The 23,644-nt window shown below is 52.7% G+C and carries 18 protein-coding genes and 2 pseudogenes; all 20 read left to right on the top strand.

The genetic code is table 11. From position 1 onward, the window contains the following. The first annotated feature begins 17 nt into the window (after positions 1–17). The 20 genes and pseudogenes from FPL14_RS02005 (at position 18) to pduL (ending at position 23,607) form a co-directional block, all read left to right on the top strand. Positions 18–2,687: an FtsK/SpoIIIE family DNA translocase gene (locus tag FPL14_RS02005; protein ID WP_456064438.1), complete on the top strand. Its 2,670-nt coding sequence runs from the start codon at positions 18–20 to the stop codon at positions 2,685–2,687. 166 nt (positions 2,688–2,853) lie between these two features. Continuing rightward, positions 2,854–3,642: a spore cortex-lytic enzyme gene (sleB, locus tag FPL14_RS02000; protein ID WP_182301461.1), complete on the top strand. Its 789-nt coding sequence runs from the start codon at positions 2,854–2,856 to the stop codon at positions 3,640–3,642. Between the two features lie 199 nt (positions 3,643–3,841). Beyond that, positions 3,842–5,122, top strand: coding sequence for an EF-P 5-aminopentanol modification-associated protein YfmF (gene yfmF, locus FPL14_RS01995; RefSeq protein ID WP_182301459.1), 1,281 nt, complete (start codon positions 3,842–3,844; stop codon positions 5,120–5,122). Between the two features lie 2 nt (positions 5,123–5,124). Continuing rightward, a complete protein-coding gene (yfmH, locus tag FPL14_RS01990) occupies positions 5,125–6,405 on the top strand; it encodes an EF-P 5-aminopentanol modification-associated protein YfmH (protein ID WP_182301457.1) in 1,281 nt (426 codons plus the stop codon). Next, positions 6,402–7,136 carry an elongation factor P 5-aminopentanone reductase gene (gene ymfI, locus FPL14_RS01985; RefSeq protein WP_182301455.1) on the top strand — a complete coding sequence of 245 codons (735 nt, stop codon included), beginning with the start codon at positions 6,402–6,404 and terminating at the stop codon, positions 7,134–7,136. The genes yfmH and ymfI overlap by 4 nt, the downstream gene beginning before the upstream one ends. 288 nt (positions 7,137–7,424) lie before the next feature. Beyond that, a complete protein-coding gene (locus FPL14_RS01980) occupies positions 7,425–8,195 on the top strand; it encodes a DUF3388 domain-containing protein (protein WP_182301453.1) in 771 nt (256 codons plus the stop codon). 42 nt (positions 8,196–8,237) lie between these two features. After that, positions 8,238–9,086, top strand: coding sequence for a RodZ domain-containing protein (locus tag FPL14_RS01975; protein WP_182301451.1), 849 nt, complete (start codon positions 8,238–8,240; stop codon positions 9,084–9,086). Between the two features lie 116 nt (positions 9,087–9,202). Then, on the top strand, positions 9,203–9,694 hold the full coding sequence (locus tag FPL14_RS01970) for a YajQ family cyclic di-GMP-binding protein (RefSeq protein ID WP_182301449.1): 492 nt from the start codon (positions 9,203–9,205) through the stop codon (positions 9,692–9,694). A gap of 83 nt (positions 9,695–9,777) precedes the next feature. Further along, on the top strand, positions 9,778–11,106 hold the full coding sequence (rimO, locus tag FPL14_RS01965) for a 30S ribosomal protein S12 methylthiotransferase RimO (protein WP_182301448.1): 1,329 nt from the start codon (positions 9,778–9,780) through the stop codon (positions 11,104–11,106). Next, positions 11,103–11,681, top strand: coding sequence for a CDP-diacylglycerol--glycerol-3-phosphate 3-phosphatidyltransferase (gene pgsA, locus FPL14_RS01960; RefSeq protein WP_182301446.1), 579 nt, complete (start codon positions 11,103–11,105; stop codon positions 11,679–11,681). Before rimO ends, pgsA begins: the two co-directional genes overlap by 4 nt. A gap of 49 nt (positions 11,682–11,730) precedes the next feature. After that, positions 11,731–12,984: a competence/damage-inducible protein A gene (locus tag FPL14_RS01955; protein WP_182301444.1), complete on the top strand. Its 1,254-nt coding sequence runs from the start codon at positions 11,731–11,733 to the stop codon at positions 12,982–12,984. An 873-nt stretch (positions 12,985–13,857) separates the two neighbouring features. Continuing rightward, a complete protein-coding gene (gene recA, locus FPL14_RS01950) occupies positions 13,858–14,922 on the top strand; it encodes a recombinase RecA (RefSeq protein ID WP_182301443.1) in 1,065 nt (354 codons plus the stop codon). A gap of 97 nt (positions 14,923–15,019) precedes the next feature. Further along, complete coding sequence (locus FPL14_RS01945) at positions 15,020–15,922, top strand: regulatory protein RecX (RefSeq protein ID WP_182301442.1); 903 nt, start codon at positions 15,020–15,022, stop codon at positions 15,920–15,922. 256 nt (positions 15,923–16,178) lie between these two features. Beyond that, complete coding sequence (rny, locus tag FPL14_RS01940; RefSeq protein WP_182303809.1) at positions 16,179–17,720, top strand: ribonuclease Y; 1,542 nt, start codon at positions 16,179–16,181, stop codon at positions 17,718–17,720. Positions 17,721–17,798: 78 nt separating this feature from the next. Beyond that, positions 17,799–18,616, top strand: a pseudogene (locus FPL14_RS01935) (TIGR00282 family metallophosphoesterase). A 170-nt stretch (positions 18,617–18,786) separates the two neighbouring features. Then, complete coding sequence (gene spoVS / locus FPL14_RS01930; protein WP_027084382.1) at positions 18,787–19,047, top strand: stage V sporulation protein SpoVS; 261 nt, start codon at positions 18,787–18,789, stop codon at positions 19,045–19,047. A gap of 147 nt (positions 19,048–19,194) precedes the next feature. Continuing rightward, on the top strand, positions 19,195–20,136 hold the full coding sequence (locus tag FPL14_RS01925; RefSeq protein WP_182301440.1) for a dipeptidase: 942 nt from the start codon (positions 19,195–19,197) through the stop codon (positions 20,134–20,136). A gap of 184 nt (positions 20,137–20,320) precedes the next feature. Next, positions 20,321–22,057: a 2-oxoacid:acceptor oxidoreductase subunit alpha gene (locus FPL14_RS01920; RefSeq protein WP_182301439.1), complete on the top strand. Its 1,737-nt coding sequence runs from the start codon at positions 20,321–20,323 to the stop codon at positions 22,055–22,057. A gap of 1 nt (position 22,058) precedes the next feature. Next, positions 22,059–22,924 (top strand): annotated as a pseudogene (locus tag FPL14_RS01915) (2-oxoacid:ferredoxin oxidoreductase subunit beta). 98 nt (positions 22,925–23,022) lie between these two features. Continuing rightward, positions 23,023–23,607, top strand: a complete 585-nt coding sequence (gene pduL / locus FPL14_RS01910) for a phosphate propanoyltransferase (RefSeq protein ID WP_182301438.1) — start codon at positions 23,023–23,025, stop codon at positions 23,605–23,607. Positions 23,608–23,644 lie beyond the last annotated feature (37 nt).

The raw sequence follows: 23,644 nt of genomic DNA, 5'->3' as shown, positions 1-23,644 counted from the left end.
ACCGGGAGGTGGCAAATTTGGCCAAGCGCAAGAAGAAGCGGGCTTCGTTCGGAGCAAGCTTGAAATACGAAGTTTATGGCATCGTGCTCATTACGATTTCCGTTATCGCCATCTCCGGAGAAGCGGCAGTCGGAAGGTCGCTTTCCAAGTTGTTCGGCTTTCTGCTAGGGAAGCATTATTATTTGCTCGCGTTGGTCGGCATTTGGGTAGGTTTATATGTGATGGTTAAACGTTGCTGGCCTCGAGGTTGGACGTCCCGCCGTACGGGGTTCGTTCTCGTCTCCTTGGTCGTTACGCTTTGGAGCGCGATGGCTGCTATCGATAATAGTCTTGGACTTATGGATTCGGTAACCCCGTCTAGCATCGTCAATCAAACGATGGCGCAACTGAAAGAGATGCTTTGGCAAGCCCCGCCTGCCGACAATATTAAGGTTTTCAATGCCGATGTCGGCGGGGGGATCGTCGGCGCTCTGCAATATTCCGTCCTATACTGGTTATTCGGATATTACGGCGCTAAATTCGTTCTGCTGATCGAGATCGCCATTGCCGTCATGCTTGTGACTAACCGTTCCTATGTCGAAATCGGACGGTCGATTCGGTTGTTCTTGCTCAGAGTGATGCCGCTGCTCGCGTCGCGTCTAGCTTCCGGGCGCAAACTGTTATCGGCGAAAGCGATTCCGGTCAACGGCTCAGGCAGAAGGGGGAGAAGCTCGGCGGCCGCGCCGCAAGCGCCTATCCCAACGTTGCCGGATGATGACGAAATAGACGAACCGGCTCTTATCCCGCGCGCCAGAAAAACGCCGTTATTTTTCCAGTTGTTCCACGGCAAGCCGGAACGGGATCCCAACATAGCGCAGGATGAGCATTGGGACGACGATGAACCGATCAAATATTCGAGCAAGCGAGTCGCTAGTCAAGATACTCCCGTCGAGCAAATTATCGAGCGACATCAAGATGTTCCCGTGACGCCGCCGCCAGCGGCGTTAGCGGACGAGGACGAACAATTCGAGCAGCCGGTCACTCCAAGGTTTACGGATTTTACGGCACAAGGTTATCCCGACTATGAGTGGGACGAGGAAGCCGAAATGGAACAGCAGGCTATTCCACTAGCCGTAGAGGAATCGGAGGAGGCCGCCTTAGCCCCCGAAGACGTAGACTCTGCTGTTCCGGACGGAGATATCGACGTCGAGCTTGATTTGAAACCGAGCGAGGAAACTCCCGTTGCGGCTGCGCCGAAGCCGGTTCGCAAAATACAAAAGCCATACCGGTTACCTAGCGCGAATCTGCTGGACAAGCCGCCGGGAGGCAGCAAATCCGGGAACCCCGCGGATTACATGAATACGGCTCGTAAGCTGGAAGCGACTCTTGAAAGCTTCGGCGTAAGAGCCAAGGTATTGGACGTTGCGCGTGGACCTGCCGTGACGAGGTACGAACTGCAACCCGACGTCGGGGTTAAAGTCAGCAGGATCGTCAGCCTGACGGACGACATCGCGCTTGCCCTCGCAGCCAAAGATATACGGATGGAGGCTCCGATTCCGGGCAAAGCGGCGATCGGCATCGAGGTGCCGAACAATGAAGTAAGCGTCGTAACGTTGAGGGAAGTGCTGGAGACCCAGCCGTTCCAGGAATCTTCCGCTAAGCTGACGATTGCGTTCGGTCGCGATATTTCCGGTCAGCCTATTGTCGGAAATCTGGCTAGAATGCCGCATTTGCTCGTGGCGGGTGCGACCGGCTCGGGCAAATCGGTCTGTATCAACGGGATCATTACGAGCCTGCTGTACAAAGCGAAGCCGGATGAGGTCAAGTTTCTCATGATCGACCCTAAAATGGTCGAACTAAACGTCTACAATGGGATTCCGCATTTGCTAGCGCCTGTCGTCACCGATCCTAGACGGGCTTCCTTGGCACTGAAGAAGATCGTCGTGGAAATGGAAAAGAGATACGAGAAGTTCTCGAAATCGGGAACGAGGAATATCGAAGGCTACAACGCTTTGATGATGAGCGGGGACAATCCGGACGCCGTTCTGCCTTATATCGTCGTTATCGTCGACGAGCTCGCCGACTTGATGATGGTCGCGGCAGGCGACGTGGAGGATGCGATTTGCCGACTGGCGCAGATGGCGCGGGCATCGGGCATCCATCTGATCATCGCGACCCAACGGCCGTCGGTAGACGTCATTACCGGCGTTATCAAAGCCAACATTCCGAGCCGGATCGCGTTCGGCGTATCGTCGCAAGTGGATTCGCGGACGATCCTCGACATGGTCGGCGCGGAGAAATTGCTTGGCCGAGGCGACATGCTATTCCTGCCGATGGGGGCATCCAAGCCGATTCGCGTGCAAGGGGCGTTCTTGTCCGACGGGGAAGTGGAATCGGTCGTCGGCTATTGCCGCGGTCAAGCGGAGGCGGAATACAACGAGGAGCTCGTACCGGAAATCGACGATTCGGCCAGCGAAGAATCGGAGGAAATATTGGACGAGTTGTTCGACCAAGCGGTGCAGATCGTGCTCGAAGCGAAGCAGGCATCCGTCTCCTTGCTTCAGCGGCGGATGCGCATAGGCTACACGCGCGCGGCGAGGCTGATCGATTCGATGGAGGCGAAGGGCGTCGTCGGCCCTTACGAGGGCAGCAAGCCCCGCGAGGTGTTGATGACGATGGAACAATACCAACAACGTATTCCATCATAAAAAGCAATATAAATAAAAGGCAGAATAAGCCCGCAGTCCAGAGTTAGAGGACTGCGGTTTTTTTGGCGCATAAGCAGAAAGCATGCAAATTTGGGTATAAGAGCCTTTCCCCTTTCTCATACTAACGGTCGAAGACCAACATGGAACAGGAAAGGCGTGACCTTAAGTGAGTTATCGTCTAGTGATTTTGACCGTATGCGTCGTATTTGGCTTGCTTGGGCTTTATACGATACAGCACTCCACCCAAAGCCGCGAAACGTTCAGCAGCGCGATTCTGAAGGAAGGGTCCTCCGGAAAGGACATATACGAGCTTCAAGGACGGTTGAAGGCGCTTGGCTATTTCAACGGCAAAGTAGACGGCCAATTCGGCGCGAGCACGAAAAACGCCGTCACTTGGTTTCAGTGGAAGTTCGGAATGAAATCGGACGGTATCGTCGGCGCCAAAACAAAGCTGATGCTATGGAAGGCGACCAAGGATTGGAAGCCGACCGCGGCCGAGCTGCCGCCGACGGCGGGTGGCGAGAAAGCGAACCAACCGAGCCAGCCGAACCAACCGTCCGGCGGCAACGCGAAGCTTCCCGCATCCAACAACCTTGGCTTCACGGAAAAGGATTTGAAAATGATGGCCAACGCCGTGTACGGGGAATCTCGCGGGGAGCCGTACGAGGGCCAAGTCGCCGTAGCCGCCGTTATCATCAATCGGGTGAAATCGTCCCAGTTTCCCAATACGGCGACGGGCGTTATTTTTCAGCCGGGCGCGTTCACGGCCGTCGCTGACGGCCAAATCTGGCTGACGCCAAACGAAAAAGCGATCAAAGCCGTCAAAGACGCAATCAGCGGCTGGGATCCGAGCGACGGCTGTCTGTATTATTTCAATCCGGAGACGGCGACTTCCAAATGGATATGGACACGTCCGCAATACAAGACGATCGGCAAACATATTTTTTGCCGCTGATCGATCGTCGCGATCGCTACCCGCGTTCATCGCAGTGCAACCAACCAACGCGCCTATGGCGTCGCGGTTGGTTGTCGCGTTTTCGGACGAGGCATTGTTTTCCAACATTTGCTTCCTGCTCGTCCAATCGGTTAGAATGGGGCTGAAATGCCATGTTGGAAGCATTATGCAGTGATTTTACCTAAAGGAGCTTGAGATCATGTCGGAACAGTTCCAGAGAGGGATATGGGGACGGCTTCGCTTGCACGTTCTGCCTACCAAACGGTTCAAAACATTCGCCTTGTCCTTGTTCGCGGGCGTTCCGTTATCCGAAGAGCGCGTTACGTCCGTTGCGCTTACTCCGTTCGTTTTAAGGAGAGGAACGCAATCCCTTCCCGAGACGATATCATTTCGCGAACGATTGGATGAGTTGTACGGCGCGGGATTCGGTTTCGATTTGTACAAACGTGGCGATCATCAGATCGTTCAGTTCCGTCTCGATATGATTAACGACCGATTCGTTTCCGCCAAGGAATCGTTGCTGGGAGAGGCGTTGCGGTTTCTCGGCGAAGTATTGACGGCCCCGGCCCTGGAGGACGGAAAATTCCGGAGCAAATACGTGGAAGCGGAGAAGTCGACGGTAAGCAAAAGAATCGACGCCATTATCAACGACAAGATCAGGTACGCGGCTGAACGCTGCGTCGAAGAGATGTGCAAGGATGAGCCGTTTCGGCTACTCGCGCTTGGACGCAAAGATCGGCTAGCGGAGTTGAATGCCGATTCGCTCTATCAAGCGTACCAACAATGGCTGCGGGAAGCGTCTTTCGACTTATACGTGTCCGGCGATACCAACTTGGAAGAGGTGCGGTCGCTCGTCGAGAAATCGTTTAAACTGCCGGACGGCAAGCCTTCGGCTTATTCCGCTCCGACGTTGCGGGCTGCCCGTGCCGAAGTACAGACGATCGTAGAGAAGCTGGATGTCGGTCAAGGAAAACTCAATATGGGTTTACGAGTCGGCACAACTTACGGCAGCGACGACTATGCGTCGCTTCTCGTCTATAACGGACTGCTCGGCGGTTTCCCGCACTCGAAGCTATTCGTTAACGTTCGCGAGAAGGCGAGCTTGGCTTATTACGCTTCTTCCAGGCTAGACGGGCACAAAGGCATTCTTACGCTGCAATCGGGCGTTGAGATCGCGAACTACGAGCGAGCCGTGGCCATTATTCGCGAGCAGATCGAAGCGATGACAAAAGGCGACTTCGCCATGGAAGATTTCCGCCGCACGCAGGCGATGATTATTGGCCAACTGAGAGAGCTTCAGGATTCCGCATTCGAACGAATCGCTTTCGACTTCAGCAATGTGTTGTCCGGAGCGGAGCGGACGGGGGATAGCTTTATCGCCGAGATTCAAGCGGTGACGCCGGAGAAAGTAACGGCGGTGGCGCAAGGAGTTGCGCTGGATACCATTTACTTCTTGCGCGACCGGAAAGAGGAGGGCTGAGCATGACGGCTAAACCATATCCGAACCTTCAGGAGACGTTGTGGCACGAGAAGCTTGACAATGGCTTAGAGGTATTCATCCTTCCGAAGCCCGGCTTTACGAAAACTTATGCGACCTTCACGACCCGTTACGGTTCGATCGACAATCACTTTACCCGTCCGAACGGAGAAACGATCCGCGTGCCGGACGGGATCGCCCATTTTCTAGAGCATAAGATGTTCGAGGAGCCGGAGGGGGATATTTTCTCCAAATTCGCTTCTCAAGGCGCATCGGCCAATGCGTATACGAGCTTCGATAGGACGGTATATTTATTCACGGCGACCGGCGAGATCGAAGCGAACTTGGATACGCTCCTCCATTTCGTGCAAAATCCGTATTTTACGGACGAGAACGTGGAAAAGGAAAAAGGCATTATCGTGCAGGAAATCGATATGTATCGGGACAATCCCGATTGGCGCGTCTATTTCGGATTGATCGAGGCGATGTACCGGAATCATCCGGTGCATATCGACATTGCCGGCACGGCCGATTCAGTCCGTTCCATCACGAAGGAAATGCTGTACGATTGTTACAACACTTTCTATCATCCGTCGAACATGACTTTGTTTATCGTCGGAGGGGTAGACCCGGAACGGACGATGGAGCGGGTCAAGCGGGATCAAGCGCAGAAGTCGTTCTCTGCGGGCGGAGAAATCAAGCGTTTGTTTGAAAATGAGCCGGTTCAGGTTAAAACAGAGAAAAAAGAGCTGCACCTCCCCGTATCCTTGCCTAAATGTTTATTCGGGTTCAAGGAAGCGCCCGGGGACGACAAGGATGCCGTGCGCCGCGAACTGGCCAGCAAAGTCATGCTCGAAGCGCTGCTCGGCTCCAGTTCGGCGCTGTATCAGCAATTGTATGACGACAATTTAATCTCCGACGGTTTCGGCCACGAGTACAATACCGGGCCGGGATATTCCTTCTCGATCATCGGAGGGGAGACGAGAGATCCCGACGAGCTGGTCGCACGGGTGAGCCAATCGCTGTACGATGCTGCCAAGAACGGAATATCGCCCGATATCTTCGAACGGACGCGTCGCAAAAAAATCGGGGCTTTTCTCAGAATGATGAACAGTCCGGAATCGATTGCGAGCGAGTTTACGCGTTACCGCCATAAAGGCGGGGATTTGTTCCCTTTGGTCGAGGTGTACGAGAGTCTGACGCTGGATGAGGTCAATGAACGGATCAAGGAGCACGCCAATCCGGACCTGCGTGCCGTCTCCGTCGTGCGGAGCGGACCGGCGTGAAGCGCGCGGCGTTAGTGACGGGCGCCTCCCGCGGCATCGGGGCCGCGGTAGCCCGTCAATTGGCCGCGGATGGCGCCGATGTCGCCATCCAGTATTATTCGGGGGCGGAAGAGGCGCGGCGAGTTGCCGGCGAATGCAAGGGCAGCGGCGTGCAGGCCGTCATCCTGCAAGCGGATTTACGATCCAAGGCGTCTACCCTGAATCTGAAGGACCAGCTGGATCGATTGCAATGGGCTCCGGATATTGTCGTCCATTGCGCGGGGATGGCCCATTACGGCTTAGTGGAAGATATGGATGATCGGATTTGGGACGATCTGATGAACGTAAACCTGAAGGGCGCTTATTATTTGACCCAGTCGTTCGGTCCGGCGATGCGATGGAAGAGGTGGGGGCGTTTCGTTCATCTCTCCAGTATCTGGGGGCAGATCGGCGCTTCGGGTGAAGCCGCATATGCAGCTTCCAAGGGGGGCCTTAACGCGTTTACCAAATCTGCCGCCAAAGAGATGGCTTCCTCGGGCATTACGGTGAACGCCGTGTGCCCGGGCGCCATCGATACGGACATGCTGTCAGCGCTCGATTCCGAGGGCCGCGAGCAGTTATGCCGGGAAATCCCGTTGGGAAGGCTAGGGGGAGCGGAAGAGGTGGCCCAGCTCGTTAGATTTCTCGTCTCGGAGGATGCGAATTACGTTACGGGACAGATGATCGGACTAAACGGCGGATGGCATATGTAACTTTTTCACAAAGATTGATTTTACCGCTCTATTCGCATATATTCAGTTAATTCGGGACATATTAGCGTTGAGAGTATCGCGTGAAATAACAGAAAGCCTCCATTCGGAGGCTTTCTGTCCATCAAATCAAATATTTATAGGACTTTTGGAGTAATAATCGGTTTTGTTTTGCAGGATAATGATGAGCGTTGTAGAATAAAAGAGAAAGCCCAAAAAAACGGGAAAAACGTCCATTCGACGGCAATTATATATCTTACATTATTTTCCGAAATTTGAATGAGGTGCAAGATGGAACCCAAACAATGGTACATGGAGTATAAGATCCACAAAAATCGTCCTGGATTGCTCGGCGATATCGCTTCATTGCTTGGGATGCTGGAAGTCAACATTCTAACGATCAACGGAGTGGAAGATAGAACTCGGGGAATGCTGCTCCAAACCGATGACGACGAGAAGATCGAATTACTCGGCAAAATGCTTCGCAAGGTTGAGAACATTACGGTGAATACGCTGCGCCCCCCGCGTCTGACGGATATTTTAGCGGTTCGGCATGGCCGATATATCGAGCGTGATTCCGACGACCATAAGACATTTCGCTTCACGCGCGACGAATTAGGTCTTCTGGTCGATTTTTTGGGCGAGCTGTTCAAGCGCGAGGGAAACCAAACGATAGGACTACGCGGAATGCCGCGCGTCGGGAAGACGGAATCCATCATCGCCGGAAGCGTCTGCTCCAATAAGCGTTGGGCATTCGTGTCCTCCACGCTCCTTCGCCAGACGGTAAGAAGCCAATTGTCCGAAGAAGAAATGAACCCGAATAACGTATTCATTATCGATGGTATTGTCAGTACGATTCGTTCGAACGAAAAACATTATGCCTTGCTGCAGGAAATTATGGCGATGCCTTCCACGAAGGTTATCGAGCATCCGGACATATTCGTAAGGGAATCGCAATTCGATTACGACGTGTTCGATTGCATCGTGGAATTGCGAAACACTCCGGATGAGGAAATTTCTTATGAAAACTTCACAACCGCAGGCTTGAACGACGATTTCTAAACTACATACCGCCAACACCATGAACATTGGGAGGTGAAAGGCATGTCCGATTTAGGCGCCCTGCTTCGCAAAGCGCGCGAGCAACGGGGCTATACATTGGATGATATCCAAGAATATACGAAGATCCGCAAAAGATACTTGGAAGCGATCGAGAACGGCGAATATAAAGTGCTGCCTGGTTCGTTCTACGTTCGGGCATTCGTAAAGACGTACGCGGAGACAGTCGGATTGGATGCGGAAGAAGTACTGCGTCTGTATCACAAAGAATTGCCGCAGGCTCCCGTAACCGAAACGGTTAAGGCTGAACCGATGATCAAACCCGGCAGGAGAAGCGTGCAACATAACGACCGATGGGGCAAAGTTGCCGTATCCTTGTTGATGTGGGCCTTTCCAATCCTAATCGCCGTAGTTATTTATGTTTACTGGTCGAATAATAAAGAGCCCGATACGCAGGAACTCAACTCCAATCCGCCGATTTCGACGGAAACATCGACGCCGAGTCCTTCCGCAAGCATTACACCTAGCGTTACTCCGTCCGAATCCGTAACGCCGACTCCGCCAGTAAGCGCCGTTACCTTAACGTTGATCGAAACGAAGAACAGCATTAACTATTACGAGGTGACTCCCGGGGCAGGCCATCAATTGAAATTGGACATTTCGGGAGAGGCATGGATCGAAGTCAGAGAGAACAGCAGGACCGGAAAAAAACTGTTCTATAAGAGCGTCAGGGAAGCCCAACAGCTCACGTTCGACCTCACAACGCCTCTATACGTCAATGTCGGGCGGACGGATTACGTTACCTTTTATGTGGATGACGTGACCTTCGATGACGGCAACAAGCCGGGGTCGACCAAATACATGTTTACTCCCGTGACCGATACGGCACAATAAGGACATGAATGTAACGCTGCGGCCCTCCTATGGAGGGCTTTTTGTTTTAATCCTAGGGGACTCTCGTGCTATAATATAGGGATAAATGGGCAATAGATGAAAGGAAGAGGATCGTAATGGCATCGGAATATTCTTTTGACGTGGTGTCGAAAGTGGACATGCAGGAAATGAACAACGCGATTCAACAAGCACTTAAGGAAATTGAAACGCGCTTCGACTTCAAAGGAAGCAAAAGCAACATAGAACTGGAAGGCGAGAAGCTCGTTCTAGCCTCGGATAGCGACTTCAAGCTGAAAAGCGTCTTGGACATTCTGCAATCGAAGATGATCAAACGCGGCGTGCCTATCCTGAATCTCGATTACGGGAAAATCGAGCCGGCTTCCGGCGGAACTGTGCGTCAGGAAATCAAGTTGAAGCAAGGCGTCGACCAGGAGAACGCGAAGAAAATGAACATCCTGATTCGCGATTCGAAGCTTAAGGTCAAAAGCCAAATTCAAGGGGATCAGCTGCGGATCACGGGCAAGAGCAAAGACGATCTGCAAGCCGTCATGGCGCTGTTAAAAGGAGCCGGACTTCCGCTCGAGCTGCAGTTTATCAACTATCGCTAAAGGCAGTGCCGTTTTGACACGTATATGGGGTTCGTTTATACTGTTGTGGATAACAACGGACGAACGTTTGGGGGAAGTCATCCATGATAGAGAGAGTCAGCGTCGTCACGCTTGGCTGTGAGAAAAATTTAGTCGATTCCGAGATTATGTCCGGACTGATTCATCAAAGAGGGTTCTCTTTGGTCGAGAAGCCGGAGGATGCGACGGTTATTATCGTAAATACGTGCGGGTTCATCGACGCGGCCAAGGAAGAATCGGTCAACACGATTCTGAATTTGGCGGAGCTCAAGGATTCGGCGCGTTTGAAGGCGCTAATCGTATCGGGCTGTCTGACCCAACGTTATAAAAAAGAACTGATGGACGAGATGCCGGAAATCGACGGAATCGTCGGTACTGGCGATTTTCATCGAATCAACGATATTATCGACGAGGCGTTACGCGGACGCAAACCGGTATACGTAGGCAACCCGGTGTTTAACTATGAAGAAAACTTGCCTAGATTGCTAACGACTCCGCGCCATACGGCATATGTTAAAATTGCGGAAGGTTGCGACAATGCTTGTACGTTCTGCAGCATTCCGATTATGCGGGGGAAATTCCGCAGCCGTTCGATAGAATCTATTCTTGCGGAAGTAAAGCTGTTATCGGAGCAAGGCGTTAAAGAGATTAGCCTGATAGCGCAGGATTCCACGAACTACGGAACCGACCTGTACGATGGGTTTAAGCTTCCGGAGCTGTTGAATCGCGTAAGCGAAGTGCCGGGAATCGAATGGGTTCGCCTGCACTATGCGTATCCGGGCTTCTTTACGGACGAATTGATCGAAGCGATCGCTACGAATCCTAAGATTTGCAATTATATCGATATGCCGCTTCAGCATAGCGAGGATTCCATTCTGAAAAGAATGCGACGTCCGGGTCGTCAACGGGACGTTCGCGAGCTGGTAGCCAAAATCCGCGCGCGTATTCCGGAAGTGGCTCTTCGCACTTCGATGATCGTCGGTTTCCCGGGCGAGACGGAGGAAGATTTCGAGAAGCTGTGCGATTTCGTCCGCGAAATGAAATTCGATCGTCTAGGCGTATTTGCTTATTCGCAAGAGGAAGATACTCCTGCCAATCGCTTGCCGGATCAGCTATCGGATGAAGTGAAGCAGTTCCGCGCCAATACGCTGATGGAGATTCAGCGCGAAGTGGCTAAGGATAATGCCGCTAAATACGTAGGCCGCACGATCGAAGTATTGGTAGAGCGTTACGACGGCCGCAGCGACGTGTTTATCGGCAGAAGCCAGTATGACGCTCCTGAAGTAGACGGAGAAGTATTCATCACTAATTGTCCAGTACAAATCGGCGAGATAAGCAAGGTAAAGATTACACACGCTTACGAGTATGATTTGTCAGGGGAGGGAATTGCGTGAACCTCGCCAATCGGATCACGCTTGCAAGAATCTTTTTAGTACCGATCGTGACGATTTTCTTATTGGTCCGACTAGACCTTGGTTCGCTTACGATAGGCGAGTATTCCATTTCCTACAATCAAGTGTGCGCGTTGCTTCTTTTTATTATTGCGGCGAGCACGGACGGGTTGGACGGTTATATCGCGCGCAAACGGAAAATCGTCACGAATCTCGGCAAGCTTCTTGATCCGCTGGCGGACAAGCTTCTTATGGCTGCCGTGCTGATCGCCTTGGTAGAGATGGGGAAACTGGGTGCCTGGGTCGCGATTATCATTATCAGCCGCGAATGGGCGGTAACCGGCTTAAGGCAGGTTGCTCTGCTGGAAGGAGCGGTTCTTGCCGCTAGCAAATGGGGCAAATGGAAGACGGCGGTGCAAATCACGATGATCATCGTTTTGCTGCTCAACAATTTCCCTTTTAACTTCATAGACTTGCGCATAGATCTAATCGTCGTCTGGGCGGCAGTACTGATTACCGTATACTCGGGCATAGATTATTTCGTCAAAAACAAAAATTTGATTCCAGTTTCGGATTAATCCGCTTCTTATGGCGGCTAAAGACGAACATAACGAGGCGGAACTTAGCATGAGAGCAGAAATCATAGCTGTCGGCACGGAGCTGCTCCTCGGTCAAATCGTAAACACGAACGCCCAGTATCTGTCGCGAGGTTTGGCAGAGCTGGGCATTGACGTTTATTATCAGACTGTTGCGGGCGATAACAAGGAACGTTTGATCCAAGCAATCGATATCGCGCGCGGAAGAGCGGATTTGCTCGTATTTACGGGCGGGCTCGGTCCGACGCTCGATGATCTGACGCGGGATGCGTTGGCCGAATATTTAGGCCGCGGCATTGAATTGCACGAGCCGACGATGGCGAAAATCGCGAGTATGTTTGCCGGCAGGGGCGGCGCTTTCGTCGAGAGCAATCGTCGGCAGGCTTTGCTTATCGAAGGGGCAACGCCGCTGCGGAACGACACGGGGCTCGCGGTCGGCAATGCGTTGGCCGTTGAGGGTACCTGTTACTTGCTGTTACCCGGACCGCCGCGCGAAATGAAACCGATGTTCGACAACGACGGCTCAACTTGGTTGAAAGAGCAGCTCGGACCGGCGAAGAAGCTACATTCCGTCATGTTAAAGTTTGCTGGCATCGGAGAATCCGGGCTGGAGGACTTGTTGATCGATCTGATTCGGGAACAACAGGATCCGACGATCGCTCCTTATGCGAAGGAAGGCGAAGTCGCGATCCGCGTCTCCACCAAGGCGGCGGATTCCGAAGAAGCGGCGCGGAAACTGGAAGGGACTTTAACGGCCATTCGCGGTAGAACGTTAGCGCATCTATATGCCGAGGAAGACGTGCCGATCGAGGCAACGATCGTCCGTACGCTGACCGAGCAGCAACGGACTTTGTCCTTGGCGGAGAGTTGCACGGGAGGAATGGTATCCCAGCTCGTGACGACTATTCCAGGCAGCGCGGTTGTGTTCCTCGGAGGCGTCGTGACGTACAGCAATGCCATGAAGACGGGGCAATTAGGCGTGCCTGCCGAATTGCTTGAGGGACCTGAAGCTCCGGGGGCGATCAGCGCGGAGACGGCCGCCTCTATGGCGGAGGGAATGCGATCTGCGGCCGATTCCGATTTCGCATTGTCCATTACAGGAAATGCCGGGCCAGGTGCATCGGAAGACAAACCTGTTGGGCTTGTCTACGTGGGCTTAGCCGAACGGGGGCGCGAAACCCGCGTGGAGAAGCTTCAGTTGTCGGGCGACAGGGAAGGCATTCGATTGCGGGCGGCGAAGAGAGCGCTCTACATGCTTTGGCTATCGTTGACTGGCCGTAGCTGATCCGAGAGTGGCTAGTTCGCTTCAAGTATTAAAAGTGTTAATATGGGCACGGTTATAGCCGCTATCCCTTTCGCTCAGTTGCGTGAGAGGGTTGAGTGTGCTGGCCGTGCCTTTTTGTCGTTATCCCATTGGTTCAGGAGGGCAAGGGGAGGGGAGTCTGTACCTTATCTTCACCTTATCTTCACCTTATCTCCACTATCCCTATTGCTCAGTTGAGTGAGAGGAAAGCGTGTGCTGTGATACCGTGCCTTATGTCGCTATCCCCTTCGCTCAGTTTTGTAAGAGATAATACGGTGGTCTATTGAGTTTCTATCGTTATCCCATTGGTTCAGGTCGTAAATTGGATGTGATCGACTGGCATATTCGTTGCTATTCTGCATTTTCAGAAACCCTGCATTTAGGTTAAGGTAGCAGCGGATCATAGCGGTTTTATTTGTAACCGGGGTAACGTTCTAGCAATTTGAACCTTATTAATCAATGCTATGGAGCTGAGTGAAGGGGATATTGGCTAAAGGAGATTAAGGGGGTATTATGAAAAATAGCCGATAAGGGATGGATTAGGGGAAGAATAGCAACTGAGTGAACGGGATAGTGCTCATAAGGAATCTAAAGTTGTAAGACTGAGAGGCAGACGAATAGACGGAATAGTAGGAATATCGCAAGGGTGAACAAAATGTGACAAAAAACTGTCGATGCTTGTCAATCCATGGGAGTTATGATAAAGTTTATTTGAAAGTTGCGGAAGAACCGTAGCGAAGATTACTTTGCTGCGGTTTTTTACGAAATAAAATAGAACAAATGTTCTCAAAATGCTTGGCAAACAGTTGGAAAAGCGTTATGATAAATCTATCAAAAGATAAGGATGTGGGTGAGTTGTCAGATCGTCGCGCCGCATTAGACATGGCCTTGCGCCAGATTGAGAAACAATTCGGTAAAGGCTCTGTAATGAAACTTGGCGAGAGTGCTAACCTCGCTGTTGAGACAGTATCCAGCGGAGTGTTAGCATTGGACATCGCTCTTGGAATAGGCGGATACCCACGCGGGCGGATTATAGAAGTATACGGACCGGAATCATCCGGTAAAACGACGGTTTCTTTACACGCAATCGCAGAAGTACAGCGCGCTGGCGGAACGGCAGCATTCATTGATGCCGAGCATGCGCTCGACCCGGTTTATGCGCGAAATCTCGGCGTGAACATCGATGAGCTGCTTCTTTCTCAGCCGGACACGGGAGAACAGGCTCTGGAGATCGCGGAAGCTCTTGTACGGAGCGGCGCGGTTGACATTATCGTCGTAGACTCGGTTGCGGCTCTTGTACCGAAGGCGGAAATCGAAGGCGATATGGGAGATTCTTTCGTCGGATTGCAGGCTCGCTTAATGTCGCAAGCGATGCGTAAACTGTCCGGTGCCGTCAGCAAGTCGAAGTGTCTTGCCATCTTCATCAATCAGCTTCGCGAGAAGATCGGCGTCATGTTCGGTAATCCGGAGACGACTCCGGGTGGACGGGCGTTGAAATTCTACGCGAGCGTTCGGTTGGACGTTCGACGCGTTGAGGCTATTAAGCAAGGGAACGACGTGGTCGGCAACCGCACGAGAATCAAAGTCGTGAAGAACAAGGTAGCGCCTCCGTTCAAGCAAGCGGACGTCGATATTATGTACGGCGAAGGGATTTCGAAGGTCGGCAGTATTATCGACATCGGCGCGGAGCAGGATATTATCCAGAAGAGCGGCGCTTGGTTCTCTTACAATAACGAACGACTTGGACAAGGCCGCGAGAATGCGAAACAATATTTAAAGGACAATCCGGAAGCGTCCGAGAAAATTGAGAGGCAGATTCGCGAAACGCTTCTATCATCTTCGTTAACGGCTGCGGCAGCAAGTTCCGCTGCATTATCCTCGGATGATGATGACGATGCTGAATTCGGCGAAGATCTATAATACAACCCAATGACTAACGGGGTTAATGAATAGTAGGACACTTAAGCGGCATATATTGCCGCTCTTTGTGTTTTTGTAGAGAAGTGAGGTGTTCGGAATGTATAAACCAAGAAAACCGGGTAAGAGCCGAACTAAAGATTCAGCTGCGGGTACTCAGGGAAATCCGATGAATCTGCCCGTATTGGGCGCGGAAGTGGTTGCGATAGAGTCTCATCCCAAGAAAACGCATATGTACTGGGTCACGCTAAAGCTCGATCTTGATGAGTCGGCAAAAGCGGAGGACGTTGAGCAGAGAGACGGGGATTGGAACGAGGAGGTAGATGCTCTCATTTCCGGTGCGCAATCCGCGCGGAGAATGGGCGCCGAGGTCGGGACGGGTACGACGCTCACCGTTCATGAGGATACGTTGGTTAGCTGGCGACTACTGAAGGGGCGGCAGTTGACGGCGGCGGACTATGAAGTGTTGAAACAAGATGAGCAGAAAGAAGATGCCTACCGTGCGGCGCTGGTGATGTTGGAACGTCAGGCGAGGACGACGGCGGAACTGTCGCGGGCGCTTAAGCGCAAAGGGTATGTCCCAGAAGTCGTAGCAGCCTGCCTGGAGCGGCTGCAGGCGAGAAGGATGGTAGATGACACAGCCTACGCTAAACGGTTTACGGAGCAGCGTGCGGTCGGCCAGAGAAAGGGCCGGATGCTGATCAGACAGGAGCTTCAACAACGGGGAGTCGGGCGTGAGGATATTGAGCAGGCGATCGGAGAGCTGGACGGGCAGGTAGAGCAAGACGCGGCTCTGGCATTAGCCCGCAAGCGCTGGTCAAGTACGAAAGGGAATGACAGGGAACGGAAGCTGAAGCTGATGGGCGTATTGCTGCGCCGCGGGTTCCCTTCCGGGGTCGCTAGATCGGCTGTACAGCAAGCTTCTTCGGAGCTCGGGGAAACGGCTTCGGAGTCCGATTACGCCGAGGATTACGACGATGGAGTGGAATATCTGGAAGATTAATGGAACCTATGCCTTGTAGGCGAGTGTAACGTTACAACCTCGCTTGACAATCTAATTTAGCAAAAGATAAAATGATTTTGTATTCCATCTTCCCAACTGAACGTTTTTTCCTTCCAAAAAGCGATTCAGTACGTGTTTTTTCGACCCTTTATGTTTTGTTCACATGTAATCAAACGGTTTGGAAACCGGAAAATCAATTGAATAAGTATCCCCAAGCGGTTGCCTTGGTGATGCAACGAGGAGGTGAAAGACCATGATGGCTTCATGGATCTGGATCTTGATCGTTCTCGTTGTTGGCGTCCTTTGCTTTGGGATCGGTTACGTCGCACGCAAATCCATTGCGGAAGCCAAAATCTCTAGTGCCGAAGCGGCTGCCATTCAAATTGTCGAGTCTGCCAAGAAAGAATCGGAAGCCGTTCGCAAAGAAACGGTACTGGAAGCCAAAGACGAGGTGCACAAGCTCCGTAACGAAGCGGAACGCGATATTCGCGAACGCCGCAACGAAATTCAACGCCAGGAGAGACGCCTCTTGCAGAAGGAAGAGTCGTTGGACCGCAAGCTCGAAGCGTTGGAACGCAAAGAGGAGCAAGTCGCCAACAAAGAGAAACGGGTCGAAGAGATCCAGGATCAGATCGAAACGCTGCATAAGCAGCAAATGACCGAATTGGAACGCATTTCGAACCTGTCGACGGAAGATGCCAAACAGATGATTTTGTCGAACGTGGAACAGGAAGTGCGTCACGAGACGGCTCAGATGATCAAAGAAATCGAACAGCAAGCGAAAGAGGAAGGCGACAAGAAAGCTCGCGATATCATCTCGCTCGCCATTCAACGTTGCGCCGCGGATCACGTGGCGGAGACGACGGTATCCGTCGTTACGTTGCCTAACGAAGAGATGAAAGGACGCATCATCGGTCGCGAAGGTCGTAACATCCGTGCGCTTGAGACGTTAACGGGTATTGACCTCATTATCGATGATACTCCGGAAGCGGTCATTCTATCGGGCTTCGACCCGATCCGCCGCGAGATTGCTCGTACCTCGCTTGAAAAATTGGTTGCGGATGGACGGATTCACCCTGCTCGGATCGAGGAAATGGTGGAGAAGTCCCGTAAGGAAGTCGATGAGAGAATTCGTGAGTACGGCGAGCAAGCCACTTTCGAAGTTGGCGTGCACGGCCTGCATCCGGATTTGATCAAAATCCTAGGTCGTCTGAAATTCCGGACGAGCTATGGCCAGAACGTGTTGAAGCATTCGATGGAAGTCGCCTATTTGACCGGCCTGATGGCAGGGGAACTGGGAGAGGACATCACGCTTGCGAAACGCGCCGGCTTGCTTCATGATATCGGCAAAGCGCTCGACCACGAAGTGGAAGGCTCGCATGTCGAGATCGGCGTGGAATTGGGCAAGAAATACAAGGAACATCCTGTTGTTATCAACAGTATCGCGTCGCACCACGGCGACGTGGAAGCGACATCGGTTATCGCAATGCTCGTAGGAGCTGCAGACGCGCTTAGCGCCGCACGCCCTGGAGCGCGCCGCGAAACGTTGGAGACTTACATCCGCCGGCTCGAGAAGCTGGAGGCAATCTCCGAATCGTTCGAAGGCGTCGAGAAATCGTACGCGATTCAAGCCGGACGCGAGGTTCGCGTCATGGTCCAACCGGAAAAGATCGACGATACGGAGGCGTTCCGCCTGGCACGAGATATTACGAAGAAAATCGAGGGTGAACTGGATTATCCGGGACACATCAAGGTTACGGTCATTCGTGAGACTCGCGCGGTCGAGTACGCTAAATAATTTACGGAATGCAGGGAAGGCTGAAAGTGGCTGCGGCAACATGCAGCCACTTTTCCTTTTCTTCGGTTAAGGCTGGATATGGAAAGAGAGCGTGAGCAGGAAATGAAAGTCGTTTTTATCGGAGATATCGTAGGCAACGTAGGCAGGGATACGGTTAAGCGGCTGCTGCCGTGGATCAAAGACAAATATAACCCGCACATCATTATCGCGAACGGGGAAAATGCCGCCGGCGCCGCGGGATTAACGCGGCAATCACGCGGGAGCTGTTCGAGTGGGGAGTTCACGGGATCACGATGGGCAACCACACGTGGGACAATCGGGAGATCTTCGAGTTTATCGACGATGAACCGCGGATCGTGCGCCCGTCCAACTTGCCGCCGGGCACGCCGGGCCGCGGAAGCATGATCGTAAAGGGAAACGGCAAGGATCTTGGAGTCGTTAACTTGATCGGTCGGACGTTCTTGCCTCCCGCGGAATGTCCGTTCCGCACCGCGGATGAAGAGATAGAAGAACTTCGTCGTCGCACGAAGTGCATTTTGGTCGATTTCCATGCGGAAGCGACGAGCGAAAAAATCGCGATGGGCTGGCACTTGGACGGTTACGCTTCGTTAGTCGTAGGCACGCATACGCATGTTCAGACGAACGATGCCCGGATTTTGCCGGAAGGAACGGCTTACTTGACGGATGCCGGAATGACCGGACCTCGCGACGGAGTGTTGGGGATGGAGAAGGAGACGGTATTGCGTCGCTTCATTACGGGAATGCCCGGCAGGTTCACCGTGGCGGAAGGAAAATGGACGTTAAATGGCGTATTCGTGGACATAGATGAATCGACGGGAAAAGCCGTTAAAATACAAAACATTACCGTAGATGAAGATTCCTGGATCGCCGTGTAGCAATAATCTGAATAATTGGACATTTTCATGACCAAACCGCTTAGGAAAAGAAGGAATTATCGGGCGCGTTACCGAATAAGTATGCCTTAGTGGGCCCATCCTTTGATTTCCGAATAATTCCCGATGCAACCGAAGAACTATGCGGGTTGTCATAAGAGGAGGTACTGGTCATGGAAGTATTGAAGGTTTCCGCAAAGTCCAATCCAAATTCCGTAGCAGGCGCACTAGCAGGCGTGCTTCGCGAACGCGGGGCTGCCGAGCTGCAAGCTATCGGTGCCGGGGCGCTCAACCAAGCGGTCAAAGCGGTCGCTATCGCCCGCGGATTCGTGGCACCTAGCGGAGTAGACTTGATCTGCATCCCGGCATTTACGGATATCGTGATCGATGGAGAAGACCGGACGGCGATTAAACTCATTGTCGAACCCCGGTAAGCAATTCGCTTGGAAAGTTGTCGACCTGTTTCAAGATGATCATCGAGGCGGCGTAACTTGCGTTACGTCTCGGTATCATCGACGCGACAGGTTTTTTTGTGCCGTTCGGGGTACATATTTTCGAGAAGCGCTATGGGGGGAAACAGGATGAGAATTGCGGATCTGCATATTGACGTGTTATGCAAGCTGCTTGAAAACCCCGGGTCCAAATGGGGAAGGGAAGACAAGAGTGGAGCTTTCGATGCAACTCCCGAGCGGTTAAGGCAAGGAGGGATCGGACTGCAAGTGTTCGCCTTGTACGTGCCCGACACGGTTCCGGCCAACCCGGAGAGCGTGCTTCAGGCGGCGGAGCTATTCTGGAGCGAAGTATTAACCATAAAAGGGCTGCGGCTTATTCGCAGAGCCTCGGATCTAGAGAAAGCCAAACAAGAGGGGACGATCGGCGCATTGCTGTCCCTGGAAGGCGTCGATGGGCTTCAAGGCAAGCTATGGACGTTGCGGCTCCTGCACCGGTTAGGGTTGAGGCTGCTCGGACCGACATGGAATCACGCCAATTGGGCGTGCGACGGAGCGATGGAGCCACGCGGAGCAGGCTTTACGAAAGCGGGAAGGCAGCTTGTTACGGAATGCGAATCTTTGGGTATCCTAGTAGATGTGTCCCATCTATCGGATCGAGGCTTCTGGGAGTTGGCGGAACGCGCCAAACGCCCTTTTTTCGCCTCGCATTCTAACGCTCGCGCGATTAGAGACAATCCTCGTAACCTGACGGATGAGCAGATTCAAGCAATCATCGCCGCGCAAGGAATCATCGGGCTTACTTTCGTCCCGTGGTTCGTTACAGCCGAAGAGCCCGCGACGATTGACGATGTGCTTCGCCATGTAGAGCATGTATGCGCGTTAGGGGGATCCGAACATCTTTCCTTCGGATCGGATTTCGACGGCATTTCCCGGCATGTCCAAGGCCTCGAACACCCCGGGCGATATCCGGACCTTACCGAGGCTTTATTAAAGAGGTACCCGGAGAAGCTCGTGAACGACATTCTCGGCGAAAACGCATACCGTTTTTTCCTAAAAAATCTACCTAATTGAATCGTTGAGCCGACATCGATCTCATTTCGGCATCGGTCTAATCTCAAACTGTTATCTATTGCTTACGCGAATATGTCTTGCAATTTACGTTGGTAAAACATAATATTTATGAGGGTAATAAAAAATATTATAGGGTAATTCTGTCGAAAATTGACGAACCAGAGATTAAGAGGAGATGGGCACTGTGATCAGTCAACTGTCATGGAAAATTGGCGGCCAGCAAGGCGAAGGCGTGGAAAGTACCGACCGTATTTTCTCTACCGCACTTAACCGTCTGGGCTACTACCTGTACGGGTACCGACACTTTTCCTCGCGGATTAAAGGCGGACACACGAACAACAAAATCCGCATCAGCACGAAGCCGATTCGCGCGATATCCGATGACCTGGACATTCTAGTCGCTTTTGACCAGGAGAGCATCGATCTAAACGCAGGTGAGCTTCGTCCGGGCGGAGTCGTTGTCGCCGACGCGAAATTCTCGCCGACGATCCCAGATGGCGTGCAAGCGCGGTTATTCGCCGTACCGATTACTGCAATTGCAGAAGAGCTAGGCACTTCCCTCATGAAAAATATGGTCGCTTCCGGGGCATCCTGGGGGCTGTTAGGTTTGCCAATGGAAGTCTTTAATAAAGCGGTAGAAGAAGAGTTCGGACGCAAAGGAGCCGCAATCGTAGAGAAGAACGTGGAAGCGGTTCGCCGCGGCGCGGAATTCGTGCTCGAACAAGCGGGCGGTCCTCTCGACGAATTCAAGCTGGAAGAAGCGGACGGCAAGCAGAAGCTGTTCATGATCGGTAACGAAGCGATGGCGCTAGGTTGCGTCGCCGCGGGCTGCCGACTGATGTCCGCCTATCCGATCACTCCTGCTTCCGAAATCATGGAGTATTTGATCAAAAAGCTTCCTAAGTTCGGCGGAACGGTCGTACAGACGGAAGATGAAATAGCAGCGGTTACGATGGCAATCGGCGCGAACTACGCGGGCGTCCGTACGATGACGGCTTCCGCGGGTCCGGGTCTTGCGTTGATGATGGAAGCGATCGGTCTATCCGGAATGACGGAAACTCCGCTTCTGATCGTCGATACGCAACGCGGCGGTCCCTCGACGGGCTTGCCGACGAAACAAGAGCAATCGGATATCAACGCGCTTATTTACGGTACGCACGGCGAGATTCCTAAGCTGGTCGTTGCGCCGAGCACGATCGAAGAATGTTTCTACGATATGATTGAAGGCTTTAACATTGCCGAGGAATATCAAATTCCGGTCATTGTCGCGACGGACTTGCAGTTGTCGCTCGGTAAACAAACGTCGGAAGCGCTCGACTACGACAAAATCGTGATCAACCGCGGTAAGCTGGTTACCGAAGAATTGCCGCCTAACGAGGACAACCGTTTGTTCAAACGGTACGAATTCACGGAAGACGGAGTTTCTCCTCGCGTGCTTCCGGGCGCGAAACACGGCATTCATCACGTAACGGGCGTAGAGCATGATCAAGAGGGAAGACCTTCGGAGAACGCGCTCAACCGCGAGAAAATGATGGACAAACGCTTAGGCAAAATCAGCAATCTTCGCGTGACGAACGCGGTGAAAGCCGATGCGCCGAACGCGAATCCGGATCTGCTCATCGTAGCGATGGGTTCGACGGGCGGAACGATCGAGGAAGCTCGTACCCGCTTGACGGCGGACGGCATTACGACGAATCAAATCATGGTTCGGCAGATGCATCCGTTCCCGGTAGAATTGCTGCAGCCTCATCTGGATGCGGCGAAGCAAGTCGTCGTTCTGGAGAACAACGCTACGGGCCAATTAGCTAACTTGATCAAACAAAACATCGGATATCACGACAAAATCCGCAATCTGCTTAAATATGACGGAACGCCGTTCTTGCCTTCGGAAATTCACAAAGCGTGCAAGGAGCTGAACTAAGATGGCTACATTCAAAGAGTTTCGCAATAACGTTAAGCCAAACTGGTGCCCTGGCTGCGGAGATTTCTCCGTACAGGCGGCAATTCAGCGCGCGGCAGCCAACGTTGGCTTGGAGCCCGAACAGCTTGCGGTCATTTCGGGAATCGGCTGTTCGGCCGGATCTCCGGTTATATTAACGCGTATGGCCTTCATGGGATCCACGGCCGTTCGTTGCCGATCGCGCAAGGCGTCAAGCTTGCTAACCGCGAGTTGACGGTTATCGCATCGGGCGGTGACGGAGACGGCTTCGCGATCGGGATGGGCCATACGGTCCACGCGATCCGCCGTAACCTGGACGTCACTTATATCGTCATGGATAACCAAATCTACGGCTTGACCAAAGGTCAAACTTCTCCGCGAAGCGCGGAAGGCTTCAAGACGAAATCGACGCCCGAAGGCTCGATCGAATCTACGCTGTCTCCGCTCGAGATCGCTCTGTCCGCAGGCGCTACGTTCGTAGCTCAATCGTTCTCCAGCGATTTGAAGCAGTTGACGTCGCTGATCGAGCAAGGCTTGAGCCACAAAGGCTTCTCGCTTATCAACGTATTCAGCCCTTGCGTAACGTTCAATAAGATCAACACTTACGATTGGTTCAAGGAGAACATCGTGAACCTGGAGCAATTCCCGGATTACGATCCTTCCAACCGCGTTGCCGCGATGACCAAAATCATGGAAACGAACGGCATGTTGACCGGTCTGATCTACCAGAACAAAGAGCGCAAGTCGTATGAAGACTTGGCTGTCGGCTTCAAGGAAGAAGCCCTCTCGAAGCAGGATATCAAAATTTCCCGCGAAGACTTTGACAAACTGTTGACGGAATTCAAATAAGCACGAACAAGCACGATATTCAAGAGGCGCACGGGTTTGTCCCGTGCGCCTCTTGCGTTATACTGGGGATAGGAAATCATAGGAAGGCAGGGTTGTTCATGACGATATCCGAAGTGAAACAAGTGCCGGTAGGCGTATCGGCTCGCCACATTCATCTCTCCCAAGAGCACGTCGAACTGCTGTTCGGCGCCGGAGCGACTTTGACGGAGTTTAAACCGCTATCGCAGCCTGGACAATTCGCCGCTAATGAAACCGTAGCCGTATACGGACCGAAAGGTTCTTTCCCTAAAGTACGTATTCTAGGACCGGCTCGCAGCGCGACGCAGTTGGAAGTGTCGCGCACGGATGCATTCTCGCTAGGTCTTCAACCGCCGCTGCGCGAATCGGGCAGCATCGAAGGGACGCCGGGAATACGGATCGTAGGACCGGCGGGAGAAGTTACCGTGGACAAAGGCGTTATCGTGGCCGCGCGCCATATTCATTTTCACACGTCGGATGCCGAGCGCTGGGGAATATCGGACAAGCAGTTGCTTAAAGTGCGGGTAGGCGGCGAACGCGGCGTCGTATTCGAGCAGGTGCTGGCACGGGTATCCGACCAATTCGCTCTCGATATGCACATCGACACGGACGAAGGTAACGCGGCTAACGTAAACACCGGCGACTTCGGCGAAATCGTGGACTAATGCTTCATTCTGCAGTCGAAACGAACCGTTTTCCTTG

This window comes from Cohnella cholangitidis, from assembly GCF_014107495.1.
Taxonomy (GTDB): domain Bacteria; phylum Bacillota; class Bacilli; order Paenibacillales; family Paenibacillaceae; genus Cohnella; species Cohnella cholangitidis.
This window is presented reverse-complemented; position numbering and strand designations above follow the sequence as displayed.

Bases quoted from the DNA above. Each gene is read 5' to 3' on its own strand.
- yfmF (WP_182301459.1), top strand. From the start codon at position 3,842: ATGTCGGAACAGTTCCAGAGAGGGATATGGGGACGGCTTCGCTTGCAC.
- yfmH (WP_182301457.1), top strand. From the start codon at position 5,125: ATGACGGCTAAACCATATCCGAACCTTCAGGAGACGTTGTGGCACGAG.
- FPL14_RS01980 (WP_182301453.1), top strand. From the start codon at position 7,425: ATGGAACCCAAACAATGGTACATGGAGTATAAGATCCACAAAAATCGT.
- FPL14_RS01975 (WP_182301451.1), top strand. From the start codon at position 8,238: ATGTCCGATTTAGGCGCCCTGCTTCGCAAAGCGCGCGAGCAACGGGGC.
- FPL14_RS01970 (WP_182301449.1), top strand. From the start codon at position 9,203: ATGGCATCGGAATATTCTTTTGACGTGGTGTCGAAAGTGGACATGCAG.
- rimO (WP_182301448.1), top strand. From the start codon at position 9,778: ATGATAGAGAGAGTCAGCGTCGTCACGCTTGGCTGTGAGAAAAATTTA.
- FPL14_RS01955 (WP_182301444.1), top strand. From the start codon at position 11,731: ATGAGAGCAGAAATCATAGCTGTCGGCACGGAGCTGCTCCTCGGTCAA.
- FPL14_RS01945 (WP_182301442.1), top strand. From the start codon at position 15,020: ATGTATAAACCAAGAAAACCGGGTAAGAGCCGAACTAAAGATTCAGCT.
- rny (WP_182303809.1), top strand. From the start codon at position 16,179: ATGGCTTCATGGATCTGGATCTTGATCGTTCTCGTTGTTGGCGTCCTT.
- spoVS (WP_027084382.1), top strand. From the start codon at position 18,787: ATGGAAGTATTGAAGGTTTCCGCAAAGTCCAATCCAAATTCCGTAGCA.
- FPL14_RS01925 (WP_182301440.1), top strand. From the start codon at position 19,195: ATGAGAATTGCGGATCTGCATATTGACGTGTTATGCAAGCTGCTTGAA.
- pduL (WP_182301438.1), top strand. From the start codon at position 23,023: ATGACGATATCCGAAGTGAAACAAGTGCCGGTAGGCGTATCGGCTCGC.